General features: G+C 66.9%; 12 protein-coding genes. 11 read left to right on the top strand and 1 reads right to left on the bottom strand.

Annotated elements, in window-relative coordinates:
• The first annotated feature begins 88 nt into the window (after window positions 1-88).
• The 8 genes from OU994_RS24870 to pbpC all read left to right on the top strand — a co-directional run bounded on the left by OU994_RS24870 (window position 89) and on the right by pbpC (window position 15,930).
• The gene (locus tag OU994_RS24870) at window positions 89-1,942 is read left to right on the top strand and encodes a KGGVGR-motif variant AAA ATPase (protein ID WP_281608107.1); all 1,854 of its coding nucleotides are present in this window, start codon (window positions 89-91) and stop codon (window positions 1,940-1,942) included.
• A gap of 73 nt (window positions 1,943-2,015) precedes the next feature.
• Window positions 2,016-2,753, top strand: coding sequence for a 5'/3'-nucleotidase SurE (gene surE, locus OU994_RS24865; RefSeq protein ID WP_281608106.1), 738 nt, complete (start codon window positions 2,016-2,018; stop codon window positions 2,751-2,753).
• Complete coding sequence (locus OU994_RS24860) at window positions 2,750-3,646, top strand: protein-L-isoaspartate(D-aspartate) O-methyltransferase (protein ID WP_281608105.1); 897 nt, start codon at window positions 2,750-2,752, stop codon at window positions 3,644-3,646. The genes surE and OU994_RS24860 overlap by 4 nt, the downstream gene beginning before the upstream one ends.
• 221 nt (window positions 3,647-3,867) lie before the next feature.
• Complete coding sequence (locus tag OU994_RS24855; protein WP_281608104.1) at window positions 3,868-4,791, top strand: peptidoglycan DD-metalloendopeptidase family protein; 924 nt, start codon at window positions 3,868-3,870, stop codon at window positions 4,789-4,791.
• Window positions 4,792-4,982: 191 nt separating this feature from the next.
• Complete coding sequence (gene rpoS / locus OU994_RS24850) at window positions 4,983-6,032, top strand: RNA polymerase sigma factor RpoS (RefSeq protein ID WP_281608103.1); 1,050 nt, start codon at window positions 4,983-4,985, stop codon at window positions 6,030-6,032.
• Window positions 6,033-6,495: 463 nt separating this feature from the next.
• Complete coding sequence (gene rlmD / locus OU994_RS24845) at window positions 6,496-7,839, top strand: 23S rRNA (uracil(1939)-C(5))-methyltransferase RlmD (RefSeq protein WP_131144607.1); 1,344 nt, start codon at window positions 6,496-6,498, stop codon at window positions 7,837-7,839.
• 160 nt (window positions 7,840-7,999) lie between these two features.
• Entirely contained in the window at window positions 8,000-13,744 is a 5,745-nt protein-coding gene (locus tag OU994_RS24840) for an alpha-2-macroglobulin (RefSeq protein WP_281608102.1), read from the top strand.
• 59 nt (window positions 13,745-13,803) lie between these two features.
• Complete coding sequence (gene pbpC / locus OU994_RS24835) at window positions 13,804-15,930, top strand: penicillin-binding protein 1C (protein ID WP_373922629.1); 2,127 nt, start codon at window positions 13,804-13,806, stop codon at window positions 15,928-15,930.
• A 194-nt stretch (window positions 15,931-16,124) separates the two neighbouring features.
• Here pbpC and OU994_RS24830 read toward each other — a convergent pair whose 3' ends face one another.
• Window positions 16,125-16,808: a Bax inhibitor-1/YccA family protein gene (locus OU994_RS24830; protein WP_281608101.1), complete on the bottom strand. Its 684-nt coding sequence runs from the start codon at window positions 16,806-16,808 to the stop codon at window positions 16,125-16,127.
• 347 nt (window positions 16,809-17,155) lie between these two features.
• Here OU994_RS24830 and ndk point away from each other — a divergent pair, with 347 nt between their 5' ends.
• The 3 genes from ndk (at window position 17,156) to pilW (ending at window position 19,709) form a co-directional block, all read left to right on the top strand.
• On the top strand, window positions 17,156-17,581 hold the full coding sequence (gene ndk, locus OU994_RS24825) for a nucleoside-diphosphate kinase (RefSeq protein WP_131144610.1): 426 nt from the start codon (window positions 17,156-17,158) through the stop codon (window positions 17,579-17,581).
• Window positions 17,582-17,682: 101 nt separating this feature from the next.
• Window positions 17,683-18,855, top strand: coding sequence for a 23S rRNA (adenine(2503)-C(2))-methyltransferase RlmN (gene rlmN / locus OU994_RS24820; RefSeq protein WP_281608100.1), 1,173 nt, complete (start codon window positions 17,683-17,685; stop codon window positions 18,853-18,855).
• Complete coding sequence (gene pilW / locus OU994_RS24815; protein ID WP_281608099.1) at window positions 18,855-19,709, top strand: type IV pilus biogenesis/stability protein PilW; 855 nt, start codon at window positions 18,855-18,857, stop codon at window positions 19,707-19,709. Before rlmN ends, pilW begins: the two co-directional genes overlap by 1 nt.
• The last annotated feature ends 10 nt before the right edge of the window (window positions 19,710-19,719 follow it).

Raw genomic sequence — 19,719 nt, 5'->3', positions numbered from 1 at the left:
GTCGCCCGGCGTCGCCACGCGTGCATCTCCACGTCTCCAGTGTCTGTTTTTTCCCTCTCTTGCAGGGTCAACCATATAAGGGCTCGCCATGGAAACGCACCGACTGTCTCTACCGCCGCTGGACGAACCCGGCGAAGTCGCCACCTTCTATTCGCACAAGGGAGGCGCGGGCCGGACCATGGCGCTGGCCAACCTTGCCGTGATGCTGGCACGCCGCGACAACGCGACCGTGCCCACCCTGGTCATCGACTGGGACCTGGAGGCGCCGGGCCTGCACCACTACTTCAGGCCGGTCGGGGACGGGCCGGGCGTGCTGGAACTGTTCGAGGCCTGCCGCGACCAGCTGCTGCGCCGCACGCGGCTGGCCGCCGGGCACGATGACGCGGCGCTGGCGCAGGCCGTGCTGGACGCGGCCGGCTGGGAGCAGTACGTGACCCGGGCGGACAATGGCCGCCCGCTGTACATGATGCGCGCCGGCCGGCAGGATGCGAGTTACGCGGAACGGCTCGCGCGGCTGGACTGGGAAGCGCTGTTCGACGCTTGCCCGGCGCTGTTCCGCGTGTTCGCCGACAACCTGGCGCGCCGTTTCCGCCACGTGCTGGTCGACTCGGGCTCGGAGCGCAGCGGCACGGCGGGCATCTGCACGACCCTGCTGCCGACCAGGCTTGTGCTGGTATTCGCGCCGAACCGCCAGCACCTGGAAGGCATCGAAGCGCTGGTGCAGCGCGCCACCACCTGGCGCCGCAGCCACGAGGAGGAGCAGCGCCAGATGCTGATCTACCCGCTGCCTTCGCGCATCGCGATGGACGATGCGGCCCACCGCGCGCTGTGGCGGCGCGGCGATCCCGAACGGGGGATCGCCGGCTACCAGCCGCTGTTCGAACGCGCGTTCGCCGAGGCATACGGCATGTCGCGCATGTCGCTGGAAAGCTATTTCGACGAGGTGCAACTGCAGCAGGCGCGCAGCCTGGCGTGCGGCGAGCCGTTGCCGGTATATGCCGACGAGGAAGACGACCGTTTCTCCGTCACGCGCACATTCCAGGCATTCCTCGGCTGGTTCCTCGGCGGCTATCGGCCGTGGCAATCGCGCGACGAGATTCCGCTGCTGGCCGCGGTGGCGCAGGGCCGGGCGGCGATGGAGCGCGGCGGCGGGCGCGGTGTTTCGCTGCCGCTGGCGCGCGACCTGGCCCGCCTGGGCGAGCTGTACCGCCGTGAAGGCCGGCTGGAACCGGCTGGCGCCTGCCTGGAAGAGAGCCTGTCGCTGCACGTGCTGATCCTCGGCGACGACCATGTCGACACGCTGGCCAGCAAGGCGGCACTGGCCGACCTGCTGTTCGAGCAGGGGAAATACGGCGAAGCGCAATTCCTGCAGGAAGCCGTGCTGGAGGTGCGTGAAAAACTGTTCGGTGCCGGCGCGCCGGTGACGCTGGAGGCGGCGTCCGCGCTGGCGGCTACGCTGGCGCAGCTGAACCAGATTCCCGATGCGCTGGCGTTGCAGGATGCGGTAATCGACGCCCATCAGCGCCAGCTGGGCCACGAGCACCTGGCCACCGTCGAAAGCCTGGCGGTCCGTGCCGATATCCTGTGCCATGGCGAACAACTCGCCGGCGCCGTGGAATTGCTCGAACAGGTGCTGGCGCTGCGCAGCCGGCTGCTGGGACCCGAGCATGCGGACACGGTGCGCACCCGCAAGGTGCTGGCCCACACGCGCACCCGGTCAAAACACCCCGAAACGCCGGCCGGGCGGGACATTCATGCCCACGATGGCGGGCAGGAGCGGGGAACCGGATGGGGCACGGAGACAGCGCACGAGCGGGCGCGCGACGGCAACGGTGCCGCCGCCGAGCAGCCGCATGCCGCGTACCCGGCAAGCCGGGGCCGCCGGCGCAGCCCGGACGAGCTGGCGGTGGATGGCGACGTGTCGCCGTCGCGCCTGCGCTGAAAGCGCCACAATTTTCAGCATGGTCGCGCATCCGCATGCGCTGGCGGCGCGTTGCTTCAGGTAAAATTCTCGCATGAGGATCCTTATCAGTAACGACGACGGCTACCTGGCACCCGGCATCAACGCGCTGGCCGATGCGCTGGCCGCGATCGCCGAGATCGTGGTGGTCGCACCGGACAGCAACCGCTCCGGGGCATCGAATTCATTGTCGCTGGACCGGCCGCTGTCGGTGCAGCAAGCGGCCAACGGTTTCTATTTTGTCAACGGCACGCCGACCGATTGCGTGCACGTGGCCTTGACGGGCATGCTGGTCGAGCGCCCGGACCTGGTGGTTTCCGGTATCAACAACGGGCCCAACATGGGTGACGACACGCTGTATTCCGGCACGGTGGCGGCAGCCACCGAAGGCTACCTGTTCGGCATCCCGGCCATCGCGTTCTCGCAGGGCGAATGGGGCTGGGCCCATGTCGACGATGCGGCCAGGGCCGCGCGCGACATCGTGCTGCGCTATGCTGAAGCGCTGGACAAGCCCTACCTGCTGAATGTGAACATCCCGAACCGCCCCTATGACACGCTGGGCCGGCCGGTGGCCACGCGGCTGGGGCGCCGTCACCAGGCCGAACCGGTCATCAAGTCGCACGACCCGCGCGGCCGGGAAATTTTCTGGATCGGCCCGCCGGGCGCCTGCAAGGATGCCGGCGAAGGCACCGACTTCCATGCCGTGCAGCAAGGCCACATTTCCATGACGCCGCTGCAGATCGACCTGACCCACAGAACGCAACTCGACCTCCTGGCAAAGGCCCTCGGATGACCGACAAGCCCCGAAACTTTCCGCTGCCCCTGTCGTCGGTGACGGACAAGGGGCAAAAGAAGCAAACCGTGTTCGGCCCGGTGGCAACGCCGCAGACGGCGACCCGCAATGCCGCCTATAACGCGCTGCATGGCGCGGCCCCTGTGCCGCCGAACAAGCCGGCGCACGCCGTGCCCGTCCCGCTTGGCGCCAATGCACGGCCCGCGCGGCCGGGCGTGCCGGTCGAGCGCGCATTGCCCGCCGCTCCCCGGCAGGATGCGCTGGTGTCCGGCGCCGTGCGGCGGGCCATGGTGGCGCGGGTGGCGCAACAGGGCGTGCGCGACCGGGCCGTGTTGAGCGCGCTGGAAACCGTGCCGCGGCACCTGTTCGTCGAGGAAGGGCTGGCGCCGCAGGCGTACATCGATGCGTCGCTGCCGATCGGCCACCACCAGACGATCTCGCAGCCCTACATCGTGGCGCGCATGATCGAGGTGATGCGGCAGGGGGCGCAATTGCAGCGGGTACTGGAAATCGGCACCGGTTGCGGCTACCAGGCAGCTGTTCTTGCATGTATTGCACAAGACGTGTATTCCATTGAGCGCATCAAACCGTTACATGAGCTGGCGAAAGCCAACCTGCGGCCGCTGCGGGTACCGAACCTGCGGTTGCACTACGGAGATGGTATGCTTGGGCTGCCACAGGCAGCGCCATTCGACGGCATCATCCTCGCCGCCGCGGGTCTGGAAGTACCGCGGGCGCTGTTGGAGCAGTTGGCCATCGGCGGGAGACTGGTTGCGCCGGTGGGTGAGCGCAGCCAGCACCTGGAGCTGGTGACGCGTGTGGCAAAGAGCGAATGGCAACGCCAGATGCTCGAAGATTGCCATTTCGTACCGCTGCGGCCCGGTACGGTGTGAAGAATGCCGTTTCCTGCGCATTGCGTGCAACGCACGGTGCAGGAAGCTGCGAAGAATAAGTAACAACCCGCCTGGCCGCACCTGATGACCGGTCCTGAGGACTCTGACGATGCCTGCGGCGCTCACGCTTCTCGTGACGCCCGTGATCCTGACGATTCCGATGGCCGGGACGCCGCGTGCCGCCTGCAGGGTGTAGCCGAGAGATATCAATTCAGATGAGCATGACAAAAAAAAGTTCCCTGTACCTGTTGTTGCCGCTGGCGGTGTTGACCGCCTGTACTTCCACCCCGCAGCAGGCGCCCGTGGTGGAGCGCCCCATCAGCCGCCGCCCGCCGCCGCCGGCGCCCGCACCGGCGCCCGTCCAGGAAAACCGGGAGGGCTATTACACGGTCAGGAAGGGTGATACGCTGATCCGCATCGCCCTCGATCACGGCCAGAATTACCGCGACCTCGTGACGTGGAATAACCTCGCCAATCCGAACGACATCAAGGTGGACCAGGTGTTGCGCGTGGCGCCGCCGGAAGATGCGCCCGGCGTGCGCACGGCCGCAGTGGTGATGCCGCCCGATACGACGAAGGTCGTGCCGCCGGTGCCGAAGAAAACGGAACCGAAGGGCGACAAGAAGCCGTACGCCGAAGCGGACCTGAAAAACGACAAGGATGGCGACGGCAAGCCGGACCCGGCCCCGAAACCGGCCGACAAGCCGGTGCAGCTGGCCAGCGTGAAACCGTCGGTGCCGGCCGCGGCGCCGGCGCCCGCGCTGTCGGCCGAAGACCGCGAAGTCAGCTGGATGTGGCCGGCCGAGGGCAGGGTGGTCGGCCAGTTCGACGAAGGCAAGAACAAGGGCATCGACATCGCCGGGCGGCCTGGGCAGCAGGTGCTTGCCGCAGGTGCAGGAAAGGTGATGTATGCCGGTAGCGGCATCCGCGGTTATGGTAATCTTGTCATCGTAAAACACAGTAACGGCTTGCTATCCGCATATGCCCACAACCGGTCCATTCTCGTCAAGGAAGGCCAGACGGTGGGCAAGGGCCAGGCGATCGCGGAGATGGGGGATTCCGATTCCGACAGCGTCAAGCTGCACTTCGAGATCAGGCAGCAGGGCAAGCCGGTGGATCCTTCCAAGTTCTTGCCGAACCGGTAAGGCATGGCGCCCGGCTCCGTGCCGGGCACTGTGGAGTTGTCCCCGGTTTCCGCACCATGCATGGCATCAGGCATTTTGCATCAGGCATTTTGCATCAAGCATTTGCATCAGGCATTTGCATCAGGTAACTCGTCACTTTTGTACCATTCCGCGCAGGATCAGCGCCAGGTTCCGCCCATGAGGTAACGCCCATGTCAAGCTCGCCGAACGATCCTCTGGATGACGACTCCCTCCCGGACGACTTGGCGGACGAGAATTTCGTGGGCGACAACCTGGCCGACGAGCGCCTTGCCGAAGATGGCGACGATGACAGCGGCGGCGGCGACAGTGGCAGCGTCCCGGTCGCTGGCCGCGGTGCCGCGCTGGCCAGCGTGGACGAGCTGAAGAAGGTGCTGGCCGCCGAGCTCTCCACCGACACCACGCAGCATTACCTGAACCAGATCGGCACCCGGCCCCTGCTGACGGCGCCCCAGGAAGTCCATTTCGCCACGCTGGCCAAGGCGGGCGATTTCGCCGCCCGGCAAACCATGATCGAGCACAACCTGCGGCTCGTCGTCTCGATCGCCAAGCACTACATCAACCGCGGCGTCGTGCTGCTCGACCTGATCGAGGAAGGCAATATCGGCCTGATGCGGGCGATCGACAAGTTCGAACCCGAGCGGGGCTTCCGCTTTTCCACCTATGCGACCTGGTGGATTCGCCAGAGCATCGAACGCGCCATCATGAACCAGGCGCGCACGGTGCGGCTGCCGGTGCACATGGTGCGCGAGCTGAACCAGATCCTGCGCGGCAAATACCACCTCGAGGCGCAACACCACAACGGCAAGGATGCCAGCGCGGAGGATATCGCCCACCTGGTCGGCAGGCCGGTGGAAGAAGTGCAGGACATCCTCGCGTTGTCCGAGCATGCCACGTCGCTCGATGCGCCGCTCGACAACGATCCGCAGTCCTCGCTGATGGACATGTTGCCCGGCGACGCGGACGACAGCCCGGATGCACGCGCCGAGCACCAGGAAATGACGCACCTGGTGCGCGACTGGCTGTCGCGGCTGCCGGACAAGCAGCGCATCGTCGTCATGCGACGCTTCGGCCTGGACAACGACGATCCCGCCACGCTGGAAACGCTTGCCGAGGAAATGGGCGTGACCCGCGAGCGCGTGCGGCAGATCCAGCAGGAAGCGCTCGTCAAGCTGAAGCGGGCCATGGCCGCGCGCGGCGTGGTGCGCGATTCGCTGTTGTGAAGAGCGGGGGCCCGCTGTGGGAAACCGGTGCCTGACACTATTGCGCTCAAGCCCACCCCAAGTGCAAATTCGGGGGTCAGGGTGGAGTACTGGCTGGCAGGCCAGTACCGCTACGCCGGCAAGGAGCGATGCTCCTTGAAACCCCGGCTACGCCCCGGCGGGGTGAAGCAGGGGTTTCGCGAAGCATGCTTCGCGCCTGCGGAACGGTGCTGGCATACCGGCCAGCATTCCTTCCTGACCCCAGCCCTTCGCTGTTGGGGTAAATGCATGCGCTTCCAATGTGTCGGATAACGCGGTTAACGTAGCGGCATTGGTGCCTGACACTGTTTTCCTGTATTCGATTGTGTCAAACGCTGTTTCCTCGCGCCCTTCCGCGGTGCTTCAAACCATTCTTGCGCCATCGGCTTCTGCTATCATACCGGCCTCCCAAATCGCCGCCTCGCCGGCCTACCGATAGACACTCATGCAAGACAACAGCATCGAAATCAAATCGCTCGACATGGACGCGCGTGGCGTCGGCCACATGCAGGATAACGAAGACGGCACGCCGGGCAAGGTGGTGTTCGTGGAAGGCGCGCTGCCGGGCGAGCGTGTCAGCTTCGAGATGCTGCGCAAGAAAAAGAACTGGGAGTCGGGGAGGGTCACGCAGATCCACCGTGAATCGGCCATGCGCGTGCAGCCGAAATGCGTGCACTTCGACTATTGCGGCGGTTGCTCGATGCAGCACCTGGAAGCGTCGGCGCAGGTGGCGATCAAGCAGCGCGTCCTGGAGGACAACCTGTGGCACCTGTCGAAGGTGAAGGCGGACGTGATGATGCGGCCCCTGCATGGCCCGACCTGGGGCTACCGCTACCGAGCGCGCCTGTCGTCGCGCTACGTGGCGAAGAAGGGCACCGTGCTGGTCGGCTTCCATGAAAAGAAGTCCGTGTTCGTGGCCGATATCCAGAGCTGCCAGATCCTGCCGAAGCACGTGTCGGACATGATGATGCCGCTGCGCGCGCTGATCGGATCGCTGTCGATCTTCGACAAGGTGCCGCAGATCGAACTGGCGATCGGCGAAGACCTGACGGTGCTCGTGATGCGCAACATGGTGCCGCTGACGGCCGACGACGAAGCCAAGCTGAAAGCCTTCGCCGACGAGTACGACATCCAGTGGTGGCTGCAGCCGAAAGGCCCGGATACCGCGTATCCGTTCTACCCGCTGGACAAGGAGCTGCACTACCTGCTGCCGGAATTCGGCATCCGCATGCCGTTCAAGCCGGTCGACTTCACGCAGGTCAACCACCAGATCAACCGCGTGCTGGTGCACAAGGCGCTGCGCCACCTGGACGTGCAGCCGGGCGAACGCGTGGCCGACCTGTTCTGCGGCATCGGCAACTTCACGCTGCCGCTGGCGACGCAGGCGCGCGAAGTGGTCGGCATCGAAGGCAGTACCGCGCTGACGGAACGGGCGCAGCAGAACGCCGTCGTCAACGGTGTCGGCGACAAGACCACGTTCTATTGCCGCAACCTGTTCGAAGTAACGAAGGACGACCTGATCGCGCTGGGCAAGTTCGACCGCATCCTCGTCGACCCGCCGCGCGACGGCGCCATGGCCCTGTCGCTGGCGCTGGCCGAGCTGAAGGAAAGCCATCCGGAACTGCTGCCGAAGCGGATCGTCTACGTGTCGTGCAGCCCGTCGACGCTGGCGCGCGATGCCGGCGTGCTGGTGCACCGTGCCGGGTACGTGCTGTCGCAGGCGGGAGTGATGAATATGTTCCCGCATACCTCCCACGTGGAATCGATGGCGGTATTCGATCTCGCCTGAGCGGATGCCATCCACGCTTGCGCCCGGCCGCCGGACGCAAGTCCCGCGTGCTTCGCATGCGGTCTGACGTCGCGGCGCAACTGCCCGGCACCTGAAGGTGCCGGCATATTGACACCGGTTGCACTTCTTGCAAGACTGGGTTCCCACCTCCGGAGAACCCATGCGCGCCTTTCGCTCCCCGTCGCCACCGCCGCTCCCGCTGCTGTCCTTGTTCTTTTTCTGGCTGTGCTGCATGGCCGGCGCGGCGCGGGCGCAAACCACCATTGAATCGTTCACGCCGCAAGGTACCGTGAAAGGCGTGCGCCAGGTGCAGGCGCGCTTTTCCGGCCAGATGGTGGCATTCGGCGACTTGCGCCTGGCCGATCCCTTCGACATCGATTGCCCGCAGCCCGGCAAGGGCCGCTGGATCGATGGCAGCAACTGGAGCTACGATTTCGAGCGCGACCTGCCGGCCGGCGTGGCCTGCCGTTTCACGCTGAAAGCCGGCCTGAACGACCTGGCGGGGCAGCCGCTGCAAGGCGAACGCACGTACGCCTTCGATACCGGCGGCCCGGCCGTGATCGCCGCCTTGCCGGAAGAAGGCGACCGCATCGACGAACGACAGGTCTTCGTGCTGGGGCTCGATGCGCTGCCGCGCGAGGAAACCGTGATCGCCAACGCCTGGTGCCGCGCCGAAGGGATCAGCGAAAGGATTCCCGTGCGCGCCGTGACCGGCAGCGAGCGCGAACAGATCCTGGCCGCGCGCAAGCATTTCGTGCAGCGCCACCTGGCCGTCTTCCACGAAGCACGCGGCGTCACGCGGAAGGCGAACGTGCGGGTCACCGGCGACCGCAACGCCGCGCTGCCGGTGCAGGTGCTGCGATGCGCCCGCACCTTGCCGGCCGATGCCCAGGTAACGCTGGTCTGGGGTGCCGGGATCGCCAGCGCGAGCGGTATCGCCACCACCGAGGACCAGCCGCTTGCCTACCGCAGCCAGCCCGATTTCAGCGCGAAATTCAGCTGCGACCGCGCCCGCCGCAACGGTCCGTGCATTCCCGTTCTGCCGGCGCGCCTGACATTCACGGCGCCGCTGCCGGTCGCCCAGTTGCAGGAGATCGCCCTGGTCGGGCCGGACGGCAAGCGCACGGCCCCGTCGTTCGACGGCGAAGTGAAAAGCGGCATGACGCTCGACAGCGTGACCTTCGCCGCACCGCTGGCGGCGAATACCACATACCGCCTGCATCTGCCGGCCGGCCTGAAGGACGATGCCGGCCGGCCGCTCGTCAACGCGGCGCGCTTCCCGCTGGTGGTGCGTACCGGCGCCGCGCCGCCGCTCGTCAAGTTCCCGGCCCGCTTCGGCATCATCGAGTCGAAAGGCGACCGACTGCTGCCGGTCACCGTGCGCAACGTCGAGGCACGGCTGGCAGGCAAGTCCGCGGCCTTGCAGGGCAACGCGCTGCGGGTGGCGGACAACGCCGACGAGCAGGTCATCGCCTGGCTGAGCAAGCTGGCCAACCCGCACGGCTGGAAACCGGACGAACAATATGCCGACACCATGGCCGCTTCCCTGCTGCGCGGGGCGGGCAAGCGTTTCGCGCTGCCCAAGCCCGGCGGCCGCAAGGCTTTCGAAGTGATCGGCATCCCGCTGGCCCGGGGTTTCCACATCGTCGAACTCGCCAGCCCCAAACTGGGTGCCGCGCTGCTGAAGAAGCCCGGCACGGCGTACGTCAGCACGGCCGCGCTGGTGACGAACATGGCGGCCCACTTCAAGCACGGCAAGACCTCGTCGCTGGTCTGGGTCACGTCGCTGGACAAGGGCAGCCCCGTAACCGGGGCGAAGGTGGCCGTGCGCGCCTGCTCGGGTGCGCTGCTGTGGCAGGGCGCCACCGATGCGCAGGGCCTGGCCCGCATCGGCATCGAACTGCCGCCGGCACGCTGTGGCGGCTACCAGGACCGCTATTTCGTCAGCGCGCGCAGCGGCGGCGATTTCACGTTCACGCTGTCGGACTGGAACGAGGGCATCGAGCCGTGGCGCTTCAACGTGAACACCGAGGACCACGCGGCGCATAACCTGATCGCTGCCACCGTGTTCGACCGCACGCTGCTGCGCTCGGGCGAAACGGTGCACATGAAGCACTTCATGCGCCGGCATACCACGGCCGGCATCGAATTCGCCGGCGCCGGCGAGCGCGTGTCGCGCGATGTCTACGACCCGGAAAGCGGCACGACGAAAAAGGTCGAGGATGCCGCGATGCCGGGCAAGGTATTCTTGCTGCATGAAGGCAGCGACCAGCGCTACGAGCTGCCGCTGGCATGGCGCAACGGCAGCGCGGCGGTGGACTGGAAGATTCCGGCCGATGCGAAGCAGGGCTGGTACCAGGTGATGCTGAACGGCCAGGAATCGGGACGTTTCCGCGTCGAGCAGTTCCGCGTTCCGACGATGAAGGCGGTCCTGCAGGGGCCGAAGGACCCGGCGGTGCGCGTCACCCAGGTGCCGCTCGACGTGCAACTGTCCTACCTGTCCGGCGGCGGCGCCGGCGGCGCGCAGGTCAAGGTCGCCACGCTGGTGGAGCCGAAGCCGGTACAGTTTCCCGACTATCAGGAATACGCGTTCGCCGGGCCGGACATCCGCGAAGGCGTGGAGCGCGAAAGCGCCGCGTTCGACGATGACGAGGGCACGTTCGAGGAGGAAGAGGACGGCAGCGGCGCCGCGGTCCGCACGCGCAACGTGACGCTGGACCGCGCCGGCGGCGCGCGCGTCATGCTCGATGGCTTGCCGCAGCCGGCCCAGCCGGCCGAGCTGCTGGCCGAGATGACGTGGCAGGACCCGAATGGCGAAACGCTGACCGGCTCCGCGCGCATCGCGCTGTGGCCATCGGCGTACGTGATCGGCATCGCGCCGGACGGCTGGGTGATGAGCAGGAAAGCGTTGAAATTCACCGTGGCGGTGCTCGATACGCAAGGCCGGCCGGTCGCCGATGCGCCGGTGCGGGTCGATTACTTCAAGCGCGACACCTACACGCACCGGCGCCGGCTGATCGGCGGCTTCTACTCGTACGAGAACAGCAGCGAGATCAAGGCGCTCGGACAGGCGTGCGCCGGCCGCACCGATGCGAAGGGCTTGCTGGTCTGCGAAGGCGCGGCCCCGCAGGGCGGCAACCTGCTGCTGCGCGCCACCACCACCGACGGCCGGGGCAACCACGCCGTGACCAGCCGCGAAACCTGGGTAGCCGATGGCGAAGACTGGTGGTACAAGGTCACCGACAACGACCGCATCGACATGCTGCCCGAGCGCAAGCGCTACGAGCCGGGCGAGCAGGCCACGCTGCAGGTGCGCATGCCGTTCCGGCAGGCCACCGCGCTGGTGACGGTCGAGCGCGAGGGCATCCTCGATACCTATGTGCGCGAGCTGTCCGGCGATGCCCCCGTGATCACGATCCCGATGAAGCCGGCGTATGCGCCGAACGTGTTCGTGTCGGCCATGGTGGTGCGCGGCCGGGTTGGCGGCATCGCGCCGACCGCCCTGGTCGACCTGGGCAAGCCGGCCTACAAGCTGGGCATCGCCGCGCTGAATGTCGGCTGGGCGGCCAACGAACTGAAGGTGCGCGTGGCGGCGGACAAGCCGGTCTACAAGGTGCGCGAGAAAGCCGCGGTAACGGTGCGCGTGGCGCGATCCGATGGCACGCGGCCGCCCGCCGGCACCGAAGTGGCGCTGGCCGCGGTCGATGTCGGCCTGCTCGAGCTGATGCCGAACGACAGCTGGCAGCTGCTGGAATCGATGATGCGGCAGCGCGGGCTGCAGGTGGCGACGTCCACCGCGCAGATGCAGGTGGTCGGCAAGCGGCACTTCGGCCGCAAGGCGGTGCCCAGCGGCGGTGGCGGCGGCAAGGGCGCGGGCCGCGAGCTGTTCGACACGCTGCTGTTCTGGCAGGCCAGCGTCAAGGTCGATGGCAATGGCGAGGCGCGGGTGCAGGTGCCGCTGAACGATTCGCTGACGTCCTTCCGCATCGTCGCCATCGCGCACGGCAATGCCGACCTGTTCGGCACCGGCCAGGCCGACGTGCGCACGTCGCAAGACCTGATGCTGCTGTCCGGTCTGCCGCCGCTGGTCCGTGAGGGAGACCGGGTGCGGGCAGCGTTCACGGTGCGCAACGCCACCGGCGCGGCGCTGCAGGCCGACCTGGGGGCGACGCTGGCCGGCAAGGCGCTGCCGGCCAGGAAGGTGAGCCTCGCGGCGGGGCAGGCACAGGAGGTGGCGTGGGACGTCACGGTGCCTGCCGGCGTGACGGAACTGGCCTGGCAAGTCGCCGCCAGCGCCGGCGGCACCACGGACCGGCTGCGCGTCCGCCAGCAGGTGCAGCCCGTTGTGCCGGTGCGCACCATGCAGGCCACGCTGCTGCAGCTGGACAAGCCGCAGGCCATGACGGTGCAGCTGCCCGCCGGCGCGGTACCCGGCCGCGGCGGCGTGCGCACATCGTTCACGGCGCGCCTGGGCGGCGACCTGCCCGGCGTGCGCGACTGGATGGCGGCTTACCCGTACACCTGCCTGGAACAGCAGGCCTCGCGCGCGGTGGCGCTGGGCGACGCGGCCATGTGGAGCCGCGTGGCGGATGGGCTGCCTGCCTACCTCGATGGCGACGGGCTGGCGAAGTACTTCGCGCCGATGGAGCAGGGCAGCGATACGCTGACGGCCTACCTGCTCTCGGTAAGCCATGAAGCGGGCTACGAACTGCCCGCCATGCACAGGTCGCGCATGCTGGACGGGCTGGAAGCCTTCGTCGAAGGCCGCATCGTGCGCGGCTCGCCGCTGCCGACGGCCGACCTGGCGGTGCGCAAGCTTGCCGCGCTGGAAGCGCTGTCGCGCGAAGGGCGCGTCAAGCCAGGCATGACGGAATCGTTCACGCTGCAGCCGAACCTGTGGCCCACCTCGGCCGTCATCGACTGGTACCTGGTGCTGGCGCGCACGCCGGAGCTGCCGCAGCGGGATGCGCGCCTGCGCGAGGCCGGGCAGATCATCAAGTCCCGCCTGAACCTGCAAGGCACGACCATGACCTTCTCGACCGAGCGCACCGACGCCTGGTGGTGGCTGATGGTGTCCGCCGACGTCAACGCGAACCGCCTGCTGCTGGCGGTGCTGGACGACCCGGCCTGGAAAGCCGACATGGGCAGATTGGCGCGCGGTGCGCTGGGCAGGCAGAAGCACGGGCGCTGGAGCACCACCGTTGCCAATGCCTGGGGCGCCCTCGCGCTGCGCAAGTTCTCGCGGGCCTTCGAGGCGGAAGCCGTGACGGGCAGCGCCGTCGTGGCGCTTGGCGGCGAGCGGCGCAGCGTCGCGTTGCAGGACGGTGCGACGGCGACCGCGCAGGGCGATGCGCATGCCGCGGCCGTCACGCTGCCATGGCCGCGCGGCGCCGCGTCGCTGGACATGCGCCATGAGGGCGGCGGCAAGCCGTGGGTGACCGTGCAAAGCCTGGGGGCGCTCCCGCTGGCGGCGCCGCTGTCCTCCGGCTACGCGATCAGGAAGACGGTCACGCCGCTGGAACAGGCGGCGGCGGGCGCGTGGGCCCGTGGCGATACCTATCGCGTCAGGCTGGAACTGGAAGCGCAGAGCGACATGACGTGGGTGGTGGTCGACGACCCGATCCCCGCCGGCGCCACCGTGCTCGGCTCCGGTCTCGGCAACGATTCACGCATCGGCGCGCGCGGCGAGAAGGCTTCCGGCTGGGCGTGGCCGGCGTTCCAGGAGCGCACGTTCGCCGCGTTCCGTTCCTATTACGCCTTCGTGCCGAAGGGGAAGTGGACGGTCGAGTACACGGTGCGGCTGAACAATGCCGGCCGCTTCGGCCTGCCGCCCACGCGGGTGGAGGCCATGTACAGCCCGGAGATGTTCGGCGAGTCGCCGAATCCGGCGGTCGAGGTGAAGTGATGCGCTGTTTTCCAATGCGCTCCCTGGCGCTACCTATCCTGCCGATGCGTATCCTGCCGATGCGTATCCTGCCGATGCGTATCCTGCCGGTACGTTCCCTTGCCATCGCCGTGCTGCTGGCGGCATCCGCGGCGCCCGCGGCATCGGCGCCCGCCGTGCCGGCGCATGAGCAGGTCAGGGCGCAGTGGCGCGCATCGGACGCGGTCATGCTGGACCGCCATGGCGCACCCGTGCAGGCATTACGCGTCGACCGGCAGGCACGCCGCGCCCAATGGGTCGCGCTGGCGGACATCTCGCCGGCACTGCCGTTGGCCGTGCTGCAGGCGGAGGACACGCGTTTCATGGAACATGGCGGCGTCGACTTGCGGGCCATGGGACAGGCGGCGTGGGACAACCTGTTCCGCGAGCGGCCGCGCGGCGCGTCGACCATCACGATGCAGCTCGCCGGGTTGCTGGATCCGGCATTGAAGGCGGGGCCGGGCGGCCGCACGCTGGGCCAGAAATGGGACCAGGCTGTGGCGGCCCGCGCGCTCGATGCCGCATGGAGCAAGGCGCAGATCCACGAAGCGTACCTGAACCTGGTGGCGTTCCGCGGCGAACTGCAGGGCGTGGGCGCGGCGGCGCAGGGCCTGTTCGGCAAGGCGCCCTCCGGCCTGGACGTGGCCGAGTCGGTGATCCTCGCCAGCCTGTTGCGGGCACCGTCCGCCTCCCGGGCTGTCGTGGCGCGGCGGGCCTGCGCACTGGCCAGGGACCTGAAAGCGGCCACGCCGTGCACCGCGATCGATGCCCTCGTCCAGCGGGCGTTCTCGCGGCAGGCATCCATGGCGCCATTGCCGCCGGCACGCGAGGCGGCTGCGCAATTGCTGAAGGGGGCCGGGGAGAACGTGCGCAGCACGCTCGATGGCACGCTGCAGCGCCACGTGCAGGCGGTGCTGCGGCAGCAGCTGATGGCGCTGCGCGAGCGGCACGTGGCCGATGGCGCCGTGCTGGTCCTGGATAACGCCACCGGCGAGATCCTGGCCTGGGTGGGCAATGCCGGCGGCAGCGAAGTCGATGGCGTGACCGCGCCGCGGCAGGCCGGATCGACGCTGAAACCATTCCTGTATGCGCTGGCGCTGGAGCGGCGGCTGCTGACGGCGGCGTCGCCGCTGGACGATACGCCGCTGGAAGTGACCACGCCGTCCGGCCTGTATGCGCCGCAGAACTACGAGCACGACTTCAAGGGCATCGTCACGGCGCGCGCCAGCCTGGCCGGTTCGCTGAACGTTCCAGCCGTGCGCACGCTGATGCTGGTCGGGCTGGAACGCTTCGCCGCGCAGCTGCGCGCACTGGGGTTTTCCAGCCTCGGCGAAGAAGCCGATTTCTACGGTCCGTCGCTGGCCCTGGGGTCTGCCGACGTCACCCTGCTCGAGTTGACCAATGCCTACCGGGCGCTGGCCAACGGCGGCGTGGCCGGCGGCGCCACCTTGCAGGCTCGCGCGCGGCCGGTACCCGGGCGTCGCGTCGTCGATGGGGGCGCCGCGTTCATCGTCGGCGACATCCTGGCCGACCGCGCGGCGCGGGCGGCCACGTTCGGCCTGAAGAACGAGCTGGCGGCGCCGTACTGGGCGGCCGTCAAGACGGGAACCAGCAAGGACATGCGGGATAACTGGTGCATCGGCTTTACCGGGCGCCATACCGTCGGCGTGTGGGTCGGCAATTTCGACGGCAGCGCGATGTGGGACGTGTCCGGCGTCAGCGGCGCCGCGCCGGTCTGGCGCGACGTGATGGATTACCTGAACCGCGATCTTCCCGGCCGTGCGCCGCAAGCGCCGGCCGGTGTGGTGCGCCGTACCGTGACGTGGCAGCCTGCGCTGGAAGCGGCGCGGCCCGAATGGTTCCTGAAAGGCACCGAGACATCGCGCGTGGCGCTGTTGCCGGCCGAACAGCGGCTCCCCGAGATCGTCTATCCCGCCGATGGGGCGATCCTGGCGGTCGACCCCGACATCCCGCCAGGCCGGCAGCGCGTGTTCTTCCTGGCACACGGTCCGCGCGACCTGCGCTGGCGGCTCGACGGCGCGGAAGCAGGCTCCACCGGCCAGCAGGCAGGCTGGTCTCCCGCGCCCGGCAGGCATGAACTGGTGCTGCTGGACGGAACAGGCAGGGAAGTCGATCGCACCACGTTCACCGTGCGAGGCGCCGAATAGGGGCGGGGCAGCGCATCGGCAACAACCTGCGCCGTCGCGCCACTTCAACGATTGTGTTGCAAAAATTCGGGGACTGCCGGAGCGCCGTACCGCCCCGGTGTTGTTTTGATACCAGCTCGGCAGTAAAGGCGCAATAAAGAAGGCGCAATAAAAAAGCCGGCGCGAGGCCGGCTTCGGGATGCTGCATGCAGTGCTTAGTCGCGGTCGCCGCTGGTGAAGCCCAGGATCGACAGCAGGCTGGTGAAGATGTTGTACACGTCCAGGTACAACGCCAGCGTGGCGCTGATGTAGTTGGTTTCGCCGCCGTTGACGATGCGTTGCACGTCATACAGGATGAAGGCGGAGAAGATGCCGATGGCCAGCACCGAGATCGTCAGCGACAGGGCCGGGATCTGGAAGAAGATGTTCGCCAGCGATGCCAGGATGATCAGCACCAGGCCGATGAACGCGAACTTCGCGACGCCCGAGAAATCGCGCTTCGACACGGTGGCGATACTTGCCAGCACGGCAAAGATCGCGCCGGTACCGCCGGCGGCCAGCATGACGAGCGTGCCGCCATTCGCGAATGACAGCGTGCGCATCAGCAATGGCGTCAGCATCAGGCCCATGAAGAACGTGAAGCCCAGCAGCAGGGCCACGCCCGCGCCGCTGTGCTTGTTCTTCTCGATCGCCCACATGAAGCCGAACGCGATGCCCAGGAACAGCAGCGCGCCGAGGAAGCCGCCCGGCATCGGGATGCCGAATGTCATGCCGGCGGCCGCGCCCAGCACGGTCGGGACCATCGACAGCGACAGCAGCCAGTAGGTGTTGCGAAGCACGCGGTTCTGGGTGACTGCCTGCCCGCCCGCATATTGATAAGTTTTTTCCAAGTTCGCCATAGTTTGCACTCCTTTTGTCGGTACGGTGTACCCTTGCCAAAGCTTAGCACGCGTGGTGCCGAAAAGGGCTGAAGCCCGCCGGGATGGTCTGTGATGCCGGATCGATCCATTGATCCGGCTCTTGAAATCCTCCGGAATCCGCCCAACTGCCTGCGAACGGCTGGGCTTCCCAGCCAATACCGTCCGCTTCGGTGCGCATTCCGGGGTTTCGATACGGCTTTCCGCCGCTTGTTACGCCATCTTCCGCCCCAACACGCATAGTATATGGGGTGTTGTATGCTAAAATCAAAGGTTGATCGAGAAATCAATTACGTTTTAACCCTTTCTTTTTACTGGAGTTTTTAATAATGGCAATCGAACGCACCCTGTCCATCATCAAACCGGACGCAGTGGCCAAGAACGTGATCGGCCAGATCTACAGCCGTTTCGAAGGTGCTGGCCTGAAAGTCGTGGCTGCCCGCATGACCCAACTGTCGCGCGCCGAAGCCGAAGGCTTCTACGCCGTGCACGCTGCCCGTCCTTTCTTCAAGGACCTGGTGGACTTCATGGTTTCCGGCCCGGTGATGATCACGGTTCTGGAAGGCGAAGGCGCCATTGCCAAGAATCGCGACCTGATGGGCGCAACCGATCCGAAGAAAGCTGAAAAAGGCACGATCCGCGCCGATTTCGCCGACTCCATCGATGCCAACGCCGTTCACGGTTCGGACGCCGCCGAAACCGCCGCCACGGAAATCGCTTACTTCTTCCCAGCACTGAACGTGTACTCCCGTTAATCGCCAAGGTTAACGGTGCGATAGCACTACATCGGTAGTATCGCCTGACGCCCCGGCATGTCCGGGGCGGAGGTGTTTTGAAAAAAAGATTGAAACTAGTTATGGAAACGACCCTCACCAACCTGCTGGACCTCGATCCCGCGCAACTGATCGACTACTGTGCGCAGTTGGGTGAGAAGCCGTTCCGCGCCAAGCAGCTGCAACGCTGGATCCACCAGTTCGGCGCGTCGGACTTCGACAGCATGACCGACCTCGCCAAGTCCCTGCGCGAGAAGCTGAAGACGCGCGCCCATATCACGGCGCCGGCCGTCATCAGCGACCATACCTCGACCGACGGCACGCGCAAGTGGCTGGTGGATGTCGGCAACGGCAATGCCGTGGAAACCGTGTTCATTCCGGAAGAAAACCGCGGCACGCTGTGCATTTCCACCCAGGCCGGCTGCGCCGTCAATTGCCGCTTCTGCTCGACCGGCAAGCAGGGCTTCAACCGCAACCTGACGGTCGCCGAGATCATCGGCCAGCTGTGGATGGCCGAGTTCGAGCTGCGCAAGACCAAGGGCATCGAGCCGGGGCCGAAAGGCGAGCGCCAGATCACCAATGTGGTGATGATGGGCATGGGCGAGCCGCTGCTGAACTACGAGCCGACCGCCACCGCGCTGAAGCTGATGCTGGACGATAACGCCTATGGCCTGTCGCGCCGCCGCGTCACGCTGTCGACTTCCGGCGTGGTGCCGATGATCGACAAGCTGGCGCAGGACGTGCCGGTAGCGCTCGCCGTGTCGCTGCATGCTTCCAACGACGAGCTGCGCAACGGCCTCGTGCCGCTGAACAAGAAGTACCCGCTGGCCGACCTGCTGGCGGCCTGCAAGCGGTACCTGGAATTCGCCCCGCGCGACTTCATCACGTTCGAGTACTGCATGCTGGACGGTTTCAATGATTCCGACGAGCATGCGCGCGAACTGATCGCGCTGGTGAACCATCCGCAATATGGCATCAATTGCAAGTTCAACCTGATTCCGTTCAACCCCTTCCCGGAATCGGGCCTGACGCGCTCGAAGAATCCCCGCATCAAGGCCTTCTCGGAAATCCTGATGAACGCCGGCATCGTGACGACGATCCGCAAGACCCGTGGCGACGACATCGACGCCGCCTGCGGCCAGCTCGCCGGCGAGGTCAAGGACCGTACCCGCGTGGCCGAGCGCATGGAAAAGATGGCCGAATATAAAACCAAGTTCGGTGCCGATTTCGGCAAGATCGTGGAGATCCGGTCCTGATGACCGCAGCCGCCCAGTGCCGCGCGCGCAGCGCCAGGCTCGGTTCCGCCGGGCTGCTGGGCGCGTTGTTGCCCATGCTGCTGCTGGCCGCCTGTACGGGCGGCCCCGCGGGCACGGGTGCCGGCGATACCAGCGGCAGGGCCGAGCTGCCCACGCTGTCGGATGCCACGGCTGCGCAAAAGCGCGCCCAGATCCGCATGCAGCTGGCGGTCGGCTACTATGAGCAGGGCCAGTTGCCCGTCGCGCTCGATGAGATCAAGAAGGCGATCGCCGCCGATCCCGGCTATGCGGACGCCTATGGCGTGCGCGCGCTGATCTACATGGGCATGGGCGAGGCGACGCTGGCGGACGATAATTTCAAGCGCGCGCTGCAGCTGGCGCCGAACAACCCGGATATCGCGAACAACTATGGCTCGTACCTGTGCCAGAACGGTCGCGTGGCCGAGTCGTTCCGCTGGTTCGACGCGGCACTGGCCAGCCGCCAGTATTCTTCGCCCGTGAAGGCGATGAACAATGCCGGCAGTTGCGCGCTGAAGAGCAAGGATTACGAGCGGGCCGAGCAATATTTGCTGCAAGCATTGCAGCTGGCACCGGATCAGCCGTCGACCAGCGCCAACCTGGCGCGGGTCTATTACGAGCGTCGCGACTACGCGCGCGCCAACTTCTTCCTTACCCGGCTTGGCAAGGTTGCCCGGCCCGACAGCTTGCCGGCCGATGTGCTGTGGCTCGCGGTCCGGGTCCAGCACCGGCTCGGCGACAAGGGGGCGGAAGAAGCTTGGGCGACACAGCTGCGGCGCCACCATGCCGCCTCGCCCGAGTATGCTGCGTATCAGCGCGGGGCGTTTGATGAGTGAGACAGGGGTA

The sequence above is a fragment of the Pseudoduganella sp. SL102 genome (assembly GCF_027856995.1).
GTDB lineage: Bacteria > Pseudomonadota > Gammaproteobacteria > Burkholderiales > Burkholderiaceae_D > Rugamonas > Rugamonas albidiflava.
This window is presented reverse-complemented; position numbering and strand designations above follow the sequence as displayed.